The following is a 17,827-nucleotide window of genomic DNA, read 5'->3' as shown; positions in this document are numbered from 1 at the left end:
AATAACTGCTTTTGAAATTCCATCTATACTCTCCATACAAGATTCAATATCTCCTGGTTCAATTCTATAACCCCTTATTTTAATCTGAAAATCTTTTCTTCCAATAAACTGGATATTACCATCAGACAAAATCCTTGCCATATCGCCAGTACGATATACCCTTCCTATACCATCAAGATTAATAAACTTTTCTCTTGTTAAGGCTATAGAAGTATATCCTTTTGCTAAGCCATATCCTGCAATGAAAAGTTCTCCCTCAACGCCTAAGCTAACCTGCCTTAACTGATCATCTAACACATACATTTTTATATTTCTAAAAGGTTTTCCAATCGGCAAATTTCCGAACATCGGCAACTCATCCACCTTTTTAGCCAAATAGTCTGTGGTATATATTGCTGCTTCTGATACTCCATAAGAATTAACCACAACTGCTCTTTCTCCATACTTACTAAGTAGCTTTTTAAAATCTTCCAAAGAACAAATGTCAGACCCAACAATAATCAACTTCAACGAACTATCATCAATATTGTTCCTCTCAATATAATCAACTAACATTAGAATCAATGATGGCGTGGAATCCAAAACATTTACCTTATTATTTGATAAAAGACAAGAAAGCTCACCAAGGTCATAGCGTTCTTCTTCAGTCGGAAGAACTAGTATTCCACCTGTAGCAATAGTTTTTAAATAATTACCAATAAAAACATCATGGGCAAAAGATGAAGTCTGCAATAAAACAAACCTTTCCCCTACAATTTCGTATTTTTCTTTCCACTCCTCTAATATATTAACACTTCCTTTATGAGTATTAATTACTCCTTTAGGTTCACCTGTTGAACCAGAAGTATAAACAATATAACAATCTGCATTTTCATCCAAAAACACTTTTTCCTGATGAATATTTTCCTTTGATATAAGCACATCTTTTATTAAAAACTGCTTGCAGGATAAATCACAAATTTTGTCAGTAATAAGTATTTTTGATTGACTATCACTTACTATCCTACCCCTTCGTTGCAAAGGGTCTTTATTACTAATTGGGACAAATACAGCTCCACCTAAAATAATCCCCGTCATAACTACAATCATCTCAAAGGAATAATCCATTGAAACAGAGATTCTATCGCCTAATCTTATTCCATAACTTTGCAAAAATCCGACAACTTTATATGCCTCACTATATAACTCTTTATAAAAGTGTTTTTCCCCCTTGCAAATAACAGCAACAGCTAATGGATTACTAAACAAAACATCTTCTAACACAGAACATAAATTGTCCTTTAAAAGTATTTTTTCAGTATTATTCATTTTATCTAATATGCTTTTCTCTAAACTTGTAATACCCAAAAGCTGATTAATATTATTAATTCCTTCAATAACTATCCTTTTAACGATTAAATTAAACTGTTCAATAAAGATATCTGGTTCGACATTATCAAAAAGGTTCTCATCAAAATATGAACTAATAAAAACTCTATTGTTTTTATGAAACTCCCTAATATGAACATCTACTGACTCGGCAACACTTCCAGAAGGTAAAGTCAAAGCCTCTGCTATAAATCCACCTACTGTATAGTTATAGTCAAACGGCTCATAAGAAACAACTATAGCACCACTTAAATCAATATTGCCTTCTACAACAACGCTAGGATAAAACTCTTCCATGCAACACTTTCTATGTTTATAACCACGATTCAATTCATTTCTAATACTCTCAAAAATATTTAAAAAGTTTCTATTCTCCAAATCAACAGACAATGGAATTATGCTTGAATAAGAACCTAAGTTTTCTTTCTCTCTCTTTGTTGCCCTGTTTTGAATTCTTACATTAAATAAAACCTTATTGCTACTCGTTCTAAGTTTTAACATTAAAGAAAAAACAGCTAAAAAAAAGTGAAAAGTTATTAAATTATTTTTATTACAAAATTCTATAATGTTCGCATAATAATCCTTACTAATCTCCAGTTCCCTTGCACTTGACTTTGCTACCTTCTTTTCTCTTTTCTTATAGGAAATATCCCAAGAATAATCCCTTACAGACTTTGCTTTATCTCTCCAATATTGACGATCTATCTTATATTTTGAAGAGCAAAAATATTCTTTACTTTTATTAATATCATCAATAAAAGTAGAATTATCCTCATTCATAATAGACACTTCGTTTATCAATAGTTCATACTTTGTAATAATTTTTTTTGCTGCCAACGCAACGCTCCACCCATCGGCTATTAAATGATTGTAAATAGAATAAAAATAAGATTTACTGCTAGTTAATAAAAGACCCAATTCATATAATTTCCCACCATCAATCTCAAAAGGCACATTAAACCTTTGCTGAATCCATTCTAAACAAATCGAATCATCTTCTGGCTCTGCACTAAAATCTTTAATAATCGCGGAATTGAGAGATTCTTGTACTTCTTGAAAATAAACACCGTCATCATTTCTAACAAAACTTGTTCTTAATATTTCATTCTCTTCACAAACGAGATTAACTGCTTTTTCCCATAAAACTGGATTTATGATTCCATCTATCAATAAATACCCACCAATATTTAAATGTGTAGACTCTATGTCGTATAGTTGTTCTAATAAAAGTAATTTCTGTGAATGACTTAAAGGATAACGCTTAATCATAATTTAATTGTAATATATCCAAGACTGATAAGGAATAAGGATTAGTATCTTATTTGAAATCCAAAGACATCCGCAACTATCTCCTCTAGCTTTTTTTTATCCCTAATATTGTCTTTGAAGTAACTTTCTACGCCTTGTAAAAAAGATAAAACAGTTAATTCTTCTCCTTGCACAAAAACCTCAACACTACCATCACTAAGGTTTCTCACCCAACCAACAATATTGTATTTATCTGCTATTCTTTTCACTGTATAACGAAAGCCTATGCCCTGAACCTTACCAGAATAAATTACCCGATAAGACTTCATTATTTTATAATGCCACCGCCAACAACCACATCTGCATCATAAAAAACAACTGATTGTCCTGGAGTAATAGATAGCTGAGGCTTCTCGAACTTCACCAAAACCTCATCCTCTTCCAGTGGCTCAATATAGGCATTTTCGTCAACATGTTGATAGCGAATTTTAGCTGTTACATTCATTGGCACCTCAAGCTTTTCAATAGATATCCAATTCAGATCTTTTACCCTGAAACTATCACCATATAAATCCTCTTTTGTTCCAATTAATACTTCGTTTTTTTCTTTATCAATACCAATCACATAAAGAGGCTCAACATAAGCAACACCCAAACCTTTACGTTGACCAATTGTAAAATTAAAATACCCCTTATGTCTTCCCATGACTTTTCCTCCAGGACCAACAATATCCCCTTCTTTTGCTTTTACATCAATTATTTGTGAATAATCACCGGAAATAAAATTCTGACTCTCTGGAATATGCTCAAAACCTAACTCCTTTTGCTTGGCAATCAATCTAATATCATCTTTGATTAAATCTCCCAATGGAAACATACACTTTGACAACTGCTTCTGAGTTAATCTATATAAAAAGTAACTTTGATCTTTTTTCGGATCATTCCCTTTAAGAAGCAAATATCTGCCTGTTTTACTATCCTGTTCTGTTCTAACATAATGACCTGTAGCAAACTTATCCAGAGCAGGTGTTTTCTCTAGTATTTTATCTAATAACAACCCAAACTTCATTTTGGCATTACAAACTATGCAGGGATTTGGTGTTCGGCCTTCTTTATATTCATCAGAAAAATATTTAAGAACAATCTGCGCATACTCTTCTTTCAGGTCTATGACTTGGTAAGGAATATTTATTTTATCACAAATCTCTTTAGCCTTCTTTATGTCTTGCTCCTCATCTGGACCAAAACAAGCATGCTTTCCTTTATTCTCTTCCAACAACTGACCATTCCAGATGCTCATAGTTACCCCAGTAACGTCGTATCCCTTGTCTTTTAAAAGAGCAGCAGTTACGGCAGAGTCCACGCCCCCACTCATTCCTACAAATACCTTTAAATTATTTTTATCTAAACTCACTAACTGGCTCCAATCCCAATTCTTTCAGCATAAGAATATCGTCTTTCGCATTATTCCCCTTAACTGTAAGATAATTTCCTACCAAAATAGAATTAGCTCCAGCTCTAAAAATCTCTCTTTGTCTGTCAGCTAAATTGCTTTGTCTGCCACCAAAAACACCAATAACTTTGTTTGGCATTATAAACCTAAAGGTAGCAATAAGTTTCAATATCTCATTTACCTCTAACTTCTGCGTACTACCATATAGCTTTGTCCCATCTATCTGATGAACAATATTAATTGGCACTGAATCCACCTCAAGCTCAGATATGGCCATTCCAAGTTCTACCATTTGCTCCCTTGTCTCACCAATTCCAAAAATTCCACCTACACAAACTTTCAAACCAGCCATCTTAGCATTTCTGATTGTTTCTACCCTATCTTTATAGGTATGAGTAGTACACATATTAGGGAAAAAAGATTCAGCTGTTTCTAAGTTATGATGAAACTTCTCAAGTCCGGCTTCTTTTAATTTTTTTGCTTGCTGTAAAGAAATTAATCCTAAAGACGCACATTTTTTTACTCCTGAAATTTCCTTAACTACATCGATAATGCTTTCCATTTCCCTTGCATTAGCAATGTAGCCTTTCCCTGAAGTAACAATTGAAAAACAGCCAGTATTATTTGCTTTCGCATCCTCTACTGCTTGCAAAATTCTGTCTTTAGAAAGTAAAGAGTATTCATCAACGTTTGTCTGATGACGAGCAGACTGAGCACAAAAAGAACAATCCTCGCTACACTTTCCAGACTTGGCATTAATGATTCCACAAAGCATTACCTGATTACCAAAAAACTTTTCTCTTATCTCGTTCGCTCTATCCAATAATTCAGGTAATTCTGCATCAGAAATATTAATTAACTCAATGGCTTCCTGCGCAGTTAGTTTATTGTTTGCAATCGACTTCAAATAAATATTATAAATACTCATAAGAAATTTATTATAAATACTCAAGCATTCGGTCTAAGGAAGCCTTCGCTTTTTTGGCTATATCTTTCGGAACTTCAATCTGATAAGTCTCTTCCCTTAGTGCTTGAAGAACATTTGAGAGTTTCGTTTTTTTCATATTCACGCAAAACTTCGGTGTTCCAGCTGAATAAAATTGTTTCTCTGGATTTTCCTTCTTCATCCTATGAATAATTCCTTCTTCCGTAGCTATAAGAAAACGTTTCGCCTTGCTTTTTTTAACATATTCCAACATACCAGCTGTTGAAAGAACCGCATCTGCCAAATCGATAACTTGAGGCGAACATTCTGGGTGAACTATTAATGGAGCATCAGACAAATTTTGTTTTGCTGTTTTCACTTCTGCAGGACTAATTCTACTATGCACATAACAATGCCCCTCCCACAAAATAACCTTTTTATCAGTAAATCTTTGGCAATAAGCTCCAAGGTTCTTATCGGGAACAAAAATAATTTCTTCTGCATCAATGTTTTGAACAATCTTAACTGCATTAGCAGAAGTACAACAGACATCAGTTAACGCTTTGACGTCTGCATTAGAATTCACATAAGTTACCACCTTAGCTTTTGGATGTTGCTTTTTTAGTTTAGCTAACTGCTCTGCTGTTATCATATCTGCCATAGGGCATCCAGCATTTTTCACAGGCAAAAGCACTTTTTTGTCTGGTGCTAATATTTTAGCAGTTTCAGCCATAAACCAAACCCCACAAAAGACAATAATGTCATTTTTAAGTTCTGAAGCTTTCTTAGAAAGTTCTAAAGAATCACCAACAAAATCTGCGATATCTTGTATCTCACCATATTGATAGTTATGCGCAACAATTATTGCATTTTTCTCTTTTTTTAATGCTTGAATTTCTTGAATCATTTCTATTTCTGGCATCACTAAAGCTTTATTTTTCCGAGCCTAATGTTTTTTGTCCTGGTCTCCAACTAGCAGGACACAATTCATTAGGATTCATTCGAACGTGCTCAAGCGCTTGTATTTTTCTGTATAACTCAGCAGCACTTCTACCAATTTCGATGGAATTAACCTCATGAACCCTAATAGTTCCATTTGGGTCAATGACTATAGTCGCTCTAAAAGCACAGTGTTCATGCTCAGAATAAACACCTAGTTTTTGAGCCAAATGGCCATGAGGATCCGAACCCATAGGATATTGGATAGCGGCAATCATAGATGATTTTTCTTTCCAATGCTTATGAGTTTCAAGTGTATCCGTACTGATACTAATTATCTCAACACCTAACTTCTGAAAGTCTTTATAAAGCTCTGCCATTTCCAACAATTCTGTAGGACAAACAAAGGTAAAGTCAGCCGGATAAAAGAACAGAACAATCCATTTTCCTTTTAAGTCTGATAACTTTATCTTAGAAAACTCACCTTTATCAAAAACATCTATGGTTGTCTCAAATATCTTGTGACCAACCATAGGAAGACAATGCTGTTTTTTTTCTTTTCCGAAAATCATAATATTTTCACTACCTCTCCTGAATTAATTGTAAATGTGTGATTCTCATCCATTAGAAGCATTTCTCCGTTATCTGAAAATCCAATTACTTTCCCCACAAATTCTTTCTGAGAACATTTTACAGTAATTTGTTCACCTATTAAAGAACTTTTAATCTGATACTCGTTTTTTATTGACAAAAAACCTTCTTTATTCAAAGTTTCCAGACCTGAAAAAAAGGTATTAAGTAACTCTTCTAATAATTTATTCTTATTAAAGTCTCTTACAAAATTCTCCAAAAATGTAACAGGAACGGCTATTTCAAGTTTTTCTTCTGCACTTAAAAAAAGATTCATTCCAATACCAACAACCACGTAGTTTTTTCCATTTTGCAAAACACTCTGCACCAAAATACCTGCAACTTTTTTATTATCTATTAGAATGTCGTTTGGCCACTTAATTTTTGCTTGAATACCTATAGAATCAAGCAACCTAGTCAAAACAACGGCTGTATATAAAGGCAAATATTGAGGATTATCAATGTCCCCTAAAACAATTGTAAAATATAAATTATTTTGATTAGAGGAAACCCACTTACGATTAAATCTTCCATGACCATTCGTCTGAATATCAGCAACAACTACATCGCCATAAACTAGTTTATCTCTATTGCAAAGCGCATAATCGTTTGTAGAATCTAATTTAGAATATTGATGTATCTTATATTTAAAGGAATTCATTTTCTCTTTATAATCATCCTTTGTCTTAAATTTTATTGTATAATAAACTTATAACTTACAAAGGAGTTTATATGAATTTTACTAAAATGCAAGGAACTGGCAACGATTTTGTTCTGCTTAATGCCTTTAAAGAAAAAATAAAAGAAAAAGAATACTCTTCTTTAGCACAAAAAATGTGTGATAGACACTTTGGAGTAGGTGCTGATGGCATAATATTAGCTCTTCCTTCCGATAAAGAAGATATTCGGATGAGAATATTCAATGCTGATGGCAGTGAAGCTGAAATGTGTGGTAACGGCATCCGTTGCTTCGCTTTGTTTGTAAAAAATGAAGGTCTGATCTCCCAGAATAAGTTCAATGTAGAAACATTAGCAGGAAAAATTATTCCAGAAATAATTGAATTAACTGGAACTACCAAAGCCATGGTTAAAGTTGACATGGGAACCCCTTTCTTAGAAGCAAAAGATATTCCTGTAAACCTAAAAGGAAAAGGCCCTTTCCTGAAGCAAGTCCTGCAAATTGACAATCAAAGCATAGAATACACACCTATTGGCATGGGGAATCCTCACTGTATCGTTTTTGTTGATAAAATAACAGACAAAATGGTTCATCAAACTGGTCCAATTATTGAAAACAACACTAATCTTTTCCCCAAAAAAACTAATGTTGAGTTTCTAAAAATAAACTCAAAAAATAAAGCAGAAATGAGAGTTTGGGAAAGAGGATCAGGGGAAACACTGGCTTGTGGCACTGGAACATGCGCTTCTGTAGTAGCTGGAATTCTGAATGGTTATTTAAATAATACAGTTACAGTACAATTATTAGGCGGAGAACTTATTATAAATTGGGAGCAAGGCAAGTCTGTACTAATGACAGGACCCGCTGAAGTAGTTTTTAAAGGAATTTATTAAATTAAGCTTTAATTGTTTCTCGAACCAAGGAAGCTGCCTTTATGGATGGTAGCCTTTTAAGAATTTGTTCTTGTTTTTTACTATTAAAAAGAAAATAAACTTCCTTAACCTTTTTATCTGGTAACTGGGCCAATATTCGACTAACACTGTTAATATCAAACTGATCTAGTATTTTCACTATAAGGAAGGCATCTGTTTCGACTATTCTACTAATTAAACTTACGTCACCATTAATACAACTAATAATCACTTCATCTGGATTTGCTATAATTTTCTGTTCTTTTTTAAAAAAATTTACCATCTAGTTCCTCCCCTTTTAAAATCATCACTTATATATTAATATTATACTCTTAATTTGAACTGACAAGTTTAATTGTCCGTTGTATATTAAGTTATCGGTAAAAAAGCTGAAAAGTTGCAATATTTTATTAAAGGAGTTAAAAATTTATGGTTAAACCTTCAGAAACATTCAAAAAAGTACCACCTTATTTATTCGCTGGGATAGATAAAAAGAAAGCGGCTGCTATTGCCAAGGGAGTAGACATTATTAACTTAGGCGTAGGAGACCCTGATTCCCCAACTTACAAAAGAATTATTGATGTTATGCATACAGCAATCGATGACCCCAAAAATCATGATTATCCTCCTTATGAAGGGACAAAAGCTTATCGAGAAGCTGTAGCTTATTGGTATAAAAATAGATTCAATGTTGAGCTTGATGCAAATAAAGAAGTTGTGTCTCTGATTGGCTCCAAAGAAGGTATTGCCCATTTACTATTTGCTTACCTCAACCCAGGAGACATTGTCCTAGTTCCAAGCCCTGGATACCCAGTTTATAAAATGGGAACTATTCTTGCAGGAGGAATTCCCTACTATGTTCCGCTATTAGAAAAAAATGGTTTTCTACCTGATTTAGAGGCTATTCCAGCTGATGTAGCTACTAAAGCAAAAATATTGTTTGTAAACTATCCAAATAATCCAACAGCAGCTATCGCTGACTTAGCTTTTTACAAAAAAGTCATAGCTTTTGCTAAAAAATATGACATTTTAGTAGCATCAGACTTAGCTTATAGTGAAATGACTTACGATGGATACAAGGCTCCAAGCATCCTAGAAGTTGAAGGCGCTAAAGACGTAGCAATAGAGTTTCACTCACTTTCTAAATCATTCAATATGACTGGGTGGAGAATTGGGATGGCAGTTGGCAACGCTGAGGCAATAGAAAACTTAAGCACAATTAAAACTAATGTAGACTCTGGCATTTTTAAAGCCATTCAACTCGCTGGGATTGAAGCATTAACAAAACCAGTACCCGAAATAGAAGAAACCAACGCGCTTTATAAAGCTAGAAGAGATGTTATTACCAACGGTCTTAATGAACTAGGCTGGAAAATAAAACCAATCAAAGCAACTTTCTATTTATGGATTCCAGTACCTCCTTCCACTAATTCCAATGATTTCGTAGCAAAAATGCTTGATGAATGTGGAATAGTTGTTGTGCCTGGAAATGGCTATGGATCTGAAGGAGAAGGATACTTTCGCATAGCATTAACTGCCTCCGTAGAAAGATTAAAGGAAGCACTACAACGCATGAAAAATGCTGGCATTAAGTTTGCCTAACTTATGACTAAAATCATTCAAGAAAATATCAATAATTTTCTGGGAAGTTTTAATATTTACCCAGAAAATATTGAAATCTACAAAACAGCACTAACCCACAAATCAGCTAACAATAAGCCTGGTAAAAACTACGAAAGACTGGAGTTTCTTGGCGATGTTGTGATGAAACTAATACTTACCGATGAATTACTCCAACTCTACCCTGAATCATCTGAAGGATTACTTGCACAACAAAGGGCAATGTTTATTCAAGACAGGCTCCTTGCCAAGATATCTAAAACAATCGGTCTAGAAAAACTTTTAATCTGTGGAGAAAACGAACGAGTTAACAAAATACATCAAGAAGACTCTTTGCTTGCTGATTTACTTGAATCACTAACTGGAGCAATATACCTCGACAAAGGGATAGAAAAAGCCAAGGAATTCATTTTAATGTTATTTAAGGATGCTTTACTCAACCAGGCACTCATCAATGAACTAACTGATAATAAAACAAAGCTTCAAGAAATAACTCAATCATTAATTTCTGGAACACCTATTTATGAAATAATAAAAGAAGAAGGACCTGACCACAAAAAAACCTTCACTGTAAAAGTTTCCATCACGATAAAAAAAGAAATCTACTCAACTATTAGTACAGATAAAACTAAAAAAATTGCTGAACAAAAAGCCGCTCAGTTACTTATAGAAAAAATAAAATCTCTTAAATAATTGCTTTATTTGTAGCTTTATCAAACAAATACATATTCTTTAGATTAAAGCCAAGTTCTATCTCTGCACCCAAAGCAACAACAAAAGAAGGGTCTACCTCACACATAACCATTTTGTCGCCAATCTTTACGTGCACAAATGTCTGAGCTCCAAGAAGTTCGGCAAATTCAATGTTCCCATAAACTTTTTCTTTAGCGTAATTTTTTCTAACTGCTTTTTCATAATCAACGATATCTTCAGGCCTAACGCCTAGCACCACATCAATACCCACAACGCCCTTTAAGAGTTTCTCAAGCGTTTTAGGTAACTGTAATTCAAATCCGTTAGCTAGGAAGGTATAATCAGCACCTTTTTTCTTCACTACACCATCAAAGAAATTCATAGATGGAGAACCAATAAATCCTGCTACATAAATATTAGAAGGGTGACTATAAACTTTCATCGGCTCTTCAAGCTGTTGAATAACTCCATCATTCATAATACAAATTCTGGAACCTAGAGTCATAGCTTCAACTTGATCATGAGTAACATAAACAATAGTTGTTTTTAATCTTTCATGTAATTTCTTCAGCACACCCCGCATCTGAACCCTTAATTTTGCATCAAGGTTAGATAAAGGCTCATCCATCAAAAATACTTTTGGTTGTCTAACTATTGCTCTACCCAGCGCAACTCTTTGTCTCTGTCCACCAGAAAGTTCTTTTGGTTTTCTATCTAGTAATTTCTTAAGTCCAAGAATTTCGGCTGCTTCAGCTACTCTTTCATCAATAATATTCTTAGGATTCTTTCTCATTTTTAAAGCAAATCCCAAATTCTCTCTTACAGTCATATGTGGATATAGTGCGTAATTCTGAAATACCATGGCGATATCTCTATCCTTTGGAGGAATAAAAGTAACATCATTATTGTCTATATAAATTTTACCTGAGGTTACTTCTTCTAATCCAGCGATCATTCTTAAGGTAGTGGTCTTACCACAACCTGAAGGACCGACTAAAACCATAAACTCGCCAGGCTTAATCTCCATACTAACATCTACTACTACTTCTACTTTACCAAAATTTTTATATACATTTTCTAATCTTACGCCCGTTAATGTCATATGTTTCTCCTTTAGATATTTGCCTTGAGGTTTGCCATCTCTAGAGCGTCCATCGCTACTTGATAACCTTTATTCCCAGACTTAGTTCCTGCTCTTTCAACTGCTTGCTCAATTGTATCTGTAGTCAAAACCCCAAAAATCACTGGAGCATCTGACTGTAAAGAAACACTTGCTACACCTTTTGAAACCTCAGAAGCAACAAATTCAAAATGAGGAGTTGCTCCTCTAATAACCACACCAATACAAATAATCGCATCATATTTTTTATTAATAATCTGCTTTAAAATATAAGGAATCTCAAAAGCACCAGGGACTTTATATACATCAATGTCAGACTCTTTAACTTCGTGTCTTATTAAAGCATCTTTCGCACCATCAAGTAGTTTGGAGCCAATAAATTCATTGAATCTACTCCATACTATGGCAATCTTTTTACCTTTTCCATTAATGACGCCTTCGTATATCATGTTCCACCTCTCCTTTAAATGTAAGCTTATTATAAAGAGATTTCCTCTAAATGAAAACCTTAAACATTCTTATCTTTAGTTTTTTATCAAAATTAGCTTAAAAGATGCCCCATTCTGCACCTTTTTGTGTTCAAATATTTTTCATTATGAGGATTTGAAGCAATTTGCAAGGACACTCTCTCGGTAATTTTTATCCCATAACCCTCAAGTCCAACTATTTTTCTAGGATTATTTGTTAACAATCTAATAGATTTTATACCTAATGAATGAAGTATCTGCGCACCAACTCCATAATCTCTTAAATCAGCATCAAAACCAAGATCCTCATTTGCTTGAATAGTATCTCTTCCCTGATCCTGCAACTGATAAGCCTTAAGCTTATTAATCAAGCCAATGCCTCTGCCTTCTTGTCTAAGATAAATAACAACGCCCCTGCCTTCTTTTTCGATTAATTCTAATGCCTCGTGCAGTTGGCTACGACAATCGCAACGTAATGAACCTAAGACATCGCCAGTGAAACATTCAGAATGGACTCTAACCAAAACATTCTCGCCATCACCTCTATCACCTTTGATAATAGCCAAATGATGTTCTCCAGTATTTTTGTTTTCAAAACCAACAATCCTAAAATCACCAAACATAGTTGGCATGTTGACCGCTTCTGTTTGCTCAATAAATGAACTTTCTTTTATCAAATACTTAATTAAATCAGCTATTGAAATCAATTTGAGTTTATGTTTTTTAACAAATAGCTGCAGCTCTGGCAACCTAGACATCTGCCCATCTTCATTAATTATTTCACAAATAACTCCCATTGGTTTCAACCCAGCCAGTCTTGCAATATCAATGCTAGCTTCTGTATGACCTGCTCGTTGTAGAACTCCACCCTCTTTAGCAACTAAAGGGAAAATATGTCCTGGTCGGCTCAAGTCTTCTGCTGTTGATTTCTCGTCAAGCATGACCTCTATTGTTTTTGCTCTATCAAACGCTGAAATTCCTGTTGAAACGCCATACTTCTGAGTCGCATCAACAGAAACAGTAAAAGCAGTTCCTTTGGGGTCTTGGTTTTTATCTACCATTGGGGTTATTTTTAGTTTGTTAGCCAAATCAGACAACATTGGAACGCAAACCAATCCTCGCCCATGTGTTATCATAAAATTTATATTTGCTGGTGTTGCAAATTCAGCAGCACAAACCAAATCGCCTTCATTCTCTCTATCTTCATCATCAACAACAACTATCATTTTACCTTTTTTAATATCCGCAATTGCTTCTTCAATTGTATTAAATTTAAAATCCATGTTCACTTAAAAATCCTTTCGTTAGAGAACCACTTTTATTTCTATTCTCTAAATAATTAACAACATACTTGCCTAGAATATCTGTCTCAATATTCACAAAATCACCTTTTTGCAACAAAGAAAAATTCGTTTTCTGATAAGTAGAAGGAATAATAGAAACCGAGAAACTATCCCTTGTAACGTCCAGAACAGTTAAACTAATGCCGTTTAGAGCAATTGAAGCTTTAGAAAATAACTCTTTTAAAATAGCCTCTCCTACACTGAAAGATATTATCCATTGGTTAGTTAAGGCTTTGATGTCATTTAAAGTTGCCATGCCATCCACATGTCCTTGAACAATATGTCCTCCCAAAAAAGAATCCATTCTTGCAGCTTTTTCTAGATTAACTTTCTCGCCAACTTTAAGTTTAGACATATTCGACTTAATCAGCGTTTCGTTCATAACATCTGCTTGAAAAAAAGAGCCACCATTTTTATTAACAGTTAAACATACTCCATTAACTGCAACGCTGTCACCAACAACTACTAGCTTCAAAAAATCACTTTCTACTGAAACTTGTAAGGAGGAATATCCTTCGGACTTTGTTATAACTTTTACAATACCTTTTTTCTGAACAATTCCAGTGAACATTACTTAGTTTGCCTTTCCAGAAAGCTCTTGTCTTCTTTCAACAATTCTTCCCAAAATACCGTTCACAAACTTAATTGCTTCTTTCATACTATATTTTTTAATCAAATCAATAGCTTCAGAAATGATAATTTTTACTTCACACTCTGTAAATAAGAGTTCCCAAATAGCTATTCTTAAAATAGCTTTATCTATTAAGGAAATTCTCTCAAACTTCCAATCAATAGCATACTCAATTATCCAATTATCTATAAATTCCTTGTTTTTGATTACTCCATAAAAAATCTCAGAAGCAAACTCTTTGGTGTCATCAATATAGGAATCTTTCTGAAGAGTATACTCCAAAATAAAATCAGCGTTGTCTTTCTGAATTTCGTATTGATACAAAGCTTGCATCGCCAATTTTCTGGACGTTTTTCTCTTACCCATTAACTCAATCTTCCTTTTTAAATATACTTATTCTAATAAATACTTAATGTGCGTCTCTATATAATCAGTATATATCTCACCTTTTATAAAATCTTTTTCATCCAAAATCTTCAGATCAAAAGGAATTACAGTCTTAACTCCATCAATAACAAATTCATGTAAAGCTCTTCTGGCTCTAGCTATTGCTTCAGCTCTATCTCTACCGGTAACTATTAGTTTTGCTAGCAAAGAATCGTAATTTGGAGGAACTTTATAACCTTCATACACATGGCTATCCACTCTCACGCCTGGCCCGCCTGATGGCAAATAATGTTTAATTTCCCCTGGACAAGGCATAAAATTCATAAAAGGATCTTCTGCATTTATTCTAAACTCTATGGCATGTCCTGTTACTTTAATATCCTTTTGAGTATACGAAAGCTTTTGATGAGCAGCGACTCTAATTTGCTCTTTTACCAAATCAACACCCGTGACTTGCTCAGTAACACAATGTTCAACTTGGATTCTAGTATTCATTTCCATAAAATAAAACTTCTTAGACTTATCAAGCAAAAACTCAATAGTCCCAGCACCTCTATAACGAATGGCTTTGGCAGCTTTGACTGCTGCAGCACCAATCTTTGTCCTAATTTCCTTTGTAATTACCGGTGAAGGAGATTCTTCCAACAATTTCTGATGTCTTCGCTGGATAGAACAATCTCTCTCCCCAAGATGGATCACATTACCGAAATCATCTGCCATGATTTGAACTTCTATATGCCTAGGTTTTTCGATAAATTTCTCAATATAAATATCTCCATTCCCAAAAGCTGCTTTTGCTTCATTAGAAGCCATGTTGAAAAACTTTTTAAAGTCTTGTGCTGTTTTAGATACTCTCATACCTTTACCGCCACCACCGGCCACTGCTTTAATCATTACTGGAAAACCAATTTTCTTTGCTACTTTGGCGCCTTCATCTGCGTCAGCGACAATACCATCAGAACCAGGGACTACTGGCACACCAGCCTTTTTCATTGTTTCTTTTGCGACAGCCTTATCACCCATCATGGAAATATTTTCTACTGATGGACCAATAAATTTAATTTTATTAGCTTGGCATACTTCTGCAAAAACTGCGTTTTCAGCTAAAAATCCATATCCAGGGTGAATCGCTTCTGCACCTGTTACTTCTGCAACACTTATAATCGCTGGAATATTCAAATAACTTAACGCTGATGATGCTGGACCTATACAAAAAGCCTCGTCAGCGAGTTTAACGTGAAGCGAAGTTTTATCTGCTTCAGAATAAACTGCAACCGTTTTAACTCCTAATTCTCTACATGCCCGAATAACTCTAACCGCTATCTCTCCTCTATTTGCAACTAATACTTTCTTAAACATTGCTTCTCCCTTGTTTTTTTTTAGCATATAATTATATCATATTACTTTAATGATAGGAGACAAAGATGAAAGCACTACAAAAATTATTCACGAATCATATCTTTTTGCTGATAGTAATCGGCATTTTTTTATTTATTATAGGCAACAATAACTTTACTTTATTTGACAATTCCGAAACTAATTACTCTGCAGTAGCTCAAGAAATCATTCAGACTGGTGACTATTTAACTATGCACTTTAATAATGAAAATTGGTATATTCATCCCCCCTTATACTTCTGGATATCCAGCACCCTCTGTCAAACTTTTGGCTGGAATGAATTCAATCTTCGCTTACCTGAAGCAATCTTCGGGATACTCGGACTAATCATGGTTTATCTGATAGCAAAGCTTTATTACTCTAAAAAAACCTCTTTCTATAGTGCAATAATTCTGGGGACATCTTTAATCTACTTTGTCATAAGTCGCTTAGCTGTCTTTGATACTTTACTGAACACCTTTATACTTTTAGCAGTTTATTTTTTCTTAAAATCATATCTAGAACCAACAAAAAAAGGTAAATACTTCTTCTTTTTTGCCATCAGCTGTTTTCTGGGAGTAATGACCAAAGGACCTATTGGCTTGGTGCATCCTTGTGCAGTCATAGTTGTTTTCCTTTTACTCAAAAGAGATATAAAGTTTCTATTGGATAGAAAAGTAATCTTAAATTTCCTTTTGTTTCTACTGATAACCTCACCTTGGTATATTCACCAATTAATCACAAACGGAGCTCCCTTCTTCGATAAAGCCCTTCGTGATTACACTTGGTACAGATTCTTTGGAGTTGTGGAAAACCAAGCAGGTCCTTGGTGGTATTATTTCCCTATGCTCCTTACTTTTATTCCCTGGATTTTCTATCTCCCAGTTATTATTAAAGATACCTTTATTAAAAATGAAACAACTAAAATTAAAGACATAAAATTATTTAGCTGGATATTTATAATTTTTACTTTTATTTTCTTTAGCTTTGCAGGCACAAAGCTGCCAAGCTACATCTTTGGGATGTTTCCCTTTATGTCGATATTGATTGCTGACCAACTAGAAAGTTTAAAAAACAAAAAAACTATAATTTTTTCAACTATCTTAACCTTGCTATTTTTTATTTCACTTTTCATCTTCAGTTTACAATACAAATTACCACTACCTTACACCAAAGAAATGCCGTTATTTATAACGTTTTTCTTTATTCCCGCTCTTGTAGTTGCAATATTTTCTTACTTCTTAATCAAAGAAAAGGTTTCCAAAGCAATGCTAGTTATTACCACAGGGACAATTATTTTTTGTCTATTTCTGGTGTTCTTTTTTTTCCCACAACTTGATAACTACAAGGACAGTAAGCACTTTGTTGAAACAATAAAGAATCAAGGAATTAGTGACTATACGGTAGGAGTTTATGGTCATTACACCCCATATCTTATTTATTATTTAAATCAAAAAATTTACACTCCAAATAACCTTGAAGAAGTAAATAACTTAATTAATGTGAACAAACCACTATTTATCATGGCACGAAATACTGATAAAAATAAATTACTTGAAAACTATGCTAACAGTAAAATTCTAGATACATATATAGAGTTTTCGGCACTATTAATAACAGAATAGAAAAGGGGCTGACAATGTCAGCCCCTTTTAATAATTTTGATCAGAAACAATAATTATCGTTTCTTGGTGGATTTACTTCCACTTGTGATCATTTTGTTGTTAATACATAAGGACGAATCACCATTGAACTAACGAATTGACTACCCTCGCTCCCTAAAAGCATCCATCCGTTCTGTTTTGCAATTTTCTGTGTTGGTGTTTCGTACATTTTTTTCTCCTTCATTCGCCCTTTATATTAAGTTATCGGACTAAAAAGAAAAAATTCCCAAAAATCTACAAAAACTATTGTGAAGCATCGAAACATGGTATCCCTCTGTTAGGTCCTCTTCATCAAAACCGTGGAACAATAAAAACTCATTTGGATCATAAACAGTTTCTACCGGCTGAGGGTTAAATAAATCAAAGTAATAG

18 protein-coding genes are annotated in these 17,827 nt (G+C 34.0%); 4 read left to right on the top strand and 14 right to left on the bottom strand.

Going from position 1 to position 17,827, the window contains the following annotated elements; translation table 11 throughout:
- The 7 genes from PHF25_05290 to PHF25_05260 form a co-directional block, all read right to left on the bottom strand.
- A partial coding sequence (locus PHF25_05290; protein MDD4527436.1) for an AMP-binding protein occupies positions 1-2,637 on the bottom strand: 2,637 nt, incomplete at its 3' end.
- Positions 2,638-2,678: 41 nt separating this feature from the next.
- The gene (locus tag PHF25_05285; protein ID MDD4527435.1) at positions 2,679-2,945 is read right to left on the bottom strand and encodes an acylphosphatase; all 267 of its coding nucleotides are present in this window, start codon (positions 2,943-2,945) and stop codon (positions 2,679-2,681) included.
- The gene (mnmA, locus tag PHF25_05280; protein ID MDD4527434.1) at positions 2,945-4,030 is read right to left on the bottom strand and encodes a tRNA 2-thiouridine(34) synthase MnmA; all 1,086 of its coding nucleotides are present in this window, start codon (positions 4,028-4,030) and stop codon (positions 2,945-2,947) included. The genes PHF25_05285 and mnmA overlap by 1 nt, the downstream gene beginning before the upstream one ends.
- Positions 4,017-4,997, bottom strand: coding sequence for a biotin synthase BioB (gene bioB, locus PHF25_05275; GenBank protein MDD4527433.1), 981 nt, complete (start codon positions 4,995-4,997; stop codon positions 4,017-4,019). The genes mnmA and bioB overlap by 14 nt, the downstream gene beginning before the upstream one ends.
- A 10-nt stretch (positions 4,998-5,007) precedes the next feature.
- Positions 5,008-5,916 (bottom strand): quinolinate synthase NadA, encoded by a 909-nt coding sequence (nadA, locus tag PHF25_05270; protein ID MDD4527432.1) that lies wholly within the window; start codon positions 5,914-5,916, stop codon positions 5,008-5,010.
- Positions 5,917-5,926: 10 nt separating this feature from the next.
- Positions 5,927-6,466 (bottom strand): peroxiredoxin, encoded by a 540-nt coding sequence (locus tag PHF25_05265; GenBank protein ID MDD4527431.1) that lies wholly within the window; start codon positions 6,464-6,466, stop codon positions 5,927-5,929.
- Positions 6,467-6,501: 35 nt separating this feature from the next.
- Positions 6,502-7,224, bottom strand: coding sequence for a biotin--[acetyl-CoA-carboxylase] ligase (locus PHF25_05260; GenBank protein MDD4527430.1), 723 nt, complete (start codon positions 7,222-7,224; stop codon positions 6,502-6,504).
- Positions 7,225-7,295: 71 nt separating this feature from the next.
- On the opposite strand from PHF25_05260, the gene dapF reads away from it, so the two are divergent.
- Positions 7,296-8,135, top strand: a complete 840-nt coding sequence (gene dapF, locus PHF25_05255; GenBank protein MDD4527429.1) for a diaminopimelate epimerase — start codon at positions 7,296-7,298, stop codon at positions 8,133-8,135.
- Position 8,136: 1 nt separating this feature from the next.
- Here dapF and PHF25_05250 read toward each other — a convergent pair whose 3' ends face one another.
- Complete coding sequence (locus PHF25_05250) at positions 8,137-8,436, bottom strand: hypothetical protein (GenBank protein ID MDD4527428.1); 300 nt, start codon at positions 8,434-8,436, stop codon at positions 8,137-8,139.
- Positions 8,437-8,582: 146 nt separating this feature from the next.
- On the opposite strand from PHF25_05250, the gene PHF25_05245 reads away from it, so the two are divergent.
- Together PHF25_05245 and rnc are read left to right on the top strand one after the other, a co-directional pair.
- Positions 8,583-9,755 (top strand): LL-diaminopimelate aminotransferase, encoded by a 1,173-nt coding sequence (locus tag PHF25_05245; protein MDD4527427.1) that lies wholly within the window; start codon positions 8,583-8,585, stop codon positions 9,753-9,755.
- Between the two features lie 3 nt (positions 9,756-9,758).
- On the top strand, positions 9,759-10,466 hold the full coding sequence (gene rnc, locus PHF25_05240; GenBank protein MDD4527426.1) for a ribonuclease III: 708 nt from the start codon (positions 9,759-9,761) through the stop codon (positions 10,464-10,466).
- Here the strand turns inward: rnc and PHF25_05235 are convergent.
- From PHF25_05235 to accC, 6 genes are all read right to left on the bottom strand, one after another.
- Positions 10,459-11,568, bottom strand: a complete 1,110-nt coding sequence (locus PHF25_05235; protein MDD4527425.1) for an ABC transporter ATP-binding protein — start codon at positions 11,566-11,568, stop codon at positions 10,459-10,461. The genes rnc and PHF25_05235 overlap by 8 nt on opposite strands.
- An 11-nt stretch (positions 11,569-11,579) precedes the next feature.
- On the bottom strand, positions 11,580-12,035 hold the full coding sequence (gene ribH / locus PHF25_05230; GenBank protein ID MDD4527424.1) for a 6,7-dimethyl-8-ribityllumazine synthase: 456 nt from the start codon (positions 12,033-12,035) through the stop codon (positions 11,580-11,582).
- A 92-nt stretch (positions 12,036-12,127) separates the two neighbouring features.
- Positions 12,128-13,336: a bifunctional 3,4-dihydroxy-2-butanone-4-phosphate synthase/GTP cyclohydrolase II gene (locus tag PHF25_05225; protein MDD4527423.1), complete on the bottom strand. Its 1,209-nt coding sequence runs from the start codon at positions 13,334-13,336 to the stop codon at positions 12,128-12,130.
- A complete protein-coding gene (locus PHF25_05220) occupies positions 13,326-13,967 on the bottom strand; it encodes a riboflavin synthase (protein MDD4527422.1) in 642 nt (213 codons plus the stop codon). The genes PHF25_05225 and PHF25_05220 overlap by 11 nt, the downstream gene beginning before the upstream one ends.
- Positions 13,968-13,970: 3 nt before the next feature.
- A complete protein-coding gene (gene nusB / locus PHF25_05215; GenBank protein MDD4527421.1) occupies positions 13,971-14,393 on the bottom strand; it encodes a transcription antitermination factor NusB in 423 nt (140 codons plus the stop codon).
- A gap of 27 nt (positions 14,394-14,420) precedes the next feature.
- Positions 14,421-15,773, bottom strand: a complete 1,353-nt coding sequence (gene accC, locus PHF25_05210) for an acetyl-CoA carboxylase biotin carboxylase subunit (protein MDD4527420.1) — start codon at positions 15,771-15,773, stop codon at positions 14,421-14,423.
- Between the two features lie 65 nt (positions 15,774-15,838).
- Between accC and PHF25_05205 the strand changes: the two genes are divergently transcribed.
- Positions 15,839-17,416, top strand: coding sequence for a glycosyltransferase family 39 protein (locus tag PHF25_05205; protein ID MDD4527419.1), 1,578 nt, complete (start codon positions 15,839-15,841; stop codon positions 17,414-17,416).
- Positions 17,417-17,827: the final 411 nt, after the last annotated feature.

This window comes from Candidatus Margulisiibacteriota bacterium (assembly GCA_028706105.1).
Lineage (GTDB): Bacteria > Margulisbacteria > Riflemargulisbacteria > GWF2-35-9 > DYQY01 > DYQY01.
The sequence above is the reverse complement of the archived record's forward strand: the minus strand, read 5'-3'. Positions and strand labels throughout refer to the sequence as shown.

What these genes read in the sequence shown, in the direction of transcription:
- ribH (MDD4527424.1), bottom strand. Translation starts at nt 12,035, where the DNA reads ATGATATACGAAGGCGTCATTAATGGAAAAGGTAAAAAGATTGCCATA.
- PHF25_05225 (MDD4527423.1), bottom strand. Translation starts at nt 13,336, where the DNA reads ATGGATTTTAAATTTAATACAATTGAAGAAGCAATTGCGGATATTAAA.
- nadA (MDD4527432.1), bottom strand. Translation starts at nt 5,916, where the DNA reads ATGCCAGAAATAGAAATGATTCAAGAAATTCAAGCATTAAAAAAAGAG.
- PHF25_05250 (MDD4527428.1), bottom strand. Translation starts at nt 8,436, where the DNA reads ATGGTAAATTTTTTTAAAAAAGAACAGAAAATTATAGCAAATCCAGAT.
- PHF25_05245 (MDD4527427.1), top strand. Translation starts at nt 8,583, where the DNA reads ATGGTTAAACCTTCAGAAACATTCAAAAAAGTACCACCTTATTTATTC.
- PHF25_05260 (MDD4527430.1), bottom strand. Translation starts at nt 7,224, where the DNA reads ATGAATTCCTTTAAATATAAGATACATCAATATTCTAAATTAGATTCT.
- bioB (MDD4527433.1), bottom strand. Translation starts at nt 4,997, where the DNA reads ATGAGTATTTATAATATTTATTTGAAGTCGATTGCAAACAATAAACTA.
- accC (MDD4527420.1), bottom strand. Translation starts at nt 15,773, where the DNA reads ATGTTTAAGAAAGTATTAGTTGCAAATAGAGGAGAGATAGCGGTTAGA.
- dapF (MDD4527429.1), top strand. Translation starts at nt 7,296, where the DNA reads ATGAATTTTACTAAAATGCAAGGAACTGGCAACGATTTTGTTCTGCTT.
- PHF25_05265 (MDD4527431.1), bottom strand. Translation starts at nt 6,466, where the DNA reads ATGGTTGGTCACAAGATATTTGAGACAACCATAGATGTTTTTGATAAA.
- PHF25_05220 (MDD4527422.1), bottom strand. Translation starts at nt 13,967, where the DNA reads ATGTTCACTGGAATTGTTCAGAAAAAAGGTATTGTAAAAGTTATAACA.
- rnc (MDD4527426.1), top strand. Translation starts at nt 9,759, where the DNA reads ATGACTAAAATCATTCAAGAAAATATCAATAATTTTCTGGGAAGTTTT.
- PHF25_05205 (MDD4527419.1), top strand. Translation starts at nt 15,839, where the DNA reads ATGAAAGCACTACAAAAATTATTCACGAATCATATCTTTTTGCTGATA.
- nusB (MDD4527421.1), bottom strand. Translation starts at nt 14,393, where the DNA reads ATGGGTAAGAGAAAAACGTCCAGAAAATTGGCGATGCAAGCTTTGTAT.
- PHF25_05235 (MDD4527425.1), bottom strand. Translation starts at nt 11,568, where the DNA reads ATGACATTAACGGGCGTAAGATTAGAAAATGTATATAAAAATTTTGGT.
- PHF25_05285 (MDD4527435.1), bottom strand. Translation starts at nt 2,945, where the DNA reads ATGAAGTCTTATCGGGTAATTTATTCTGGTAAGGTTCAGGGCATAGGC.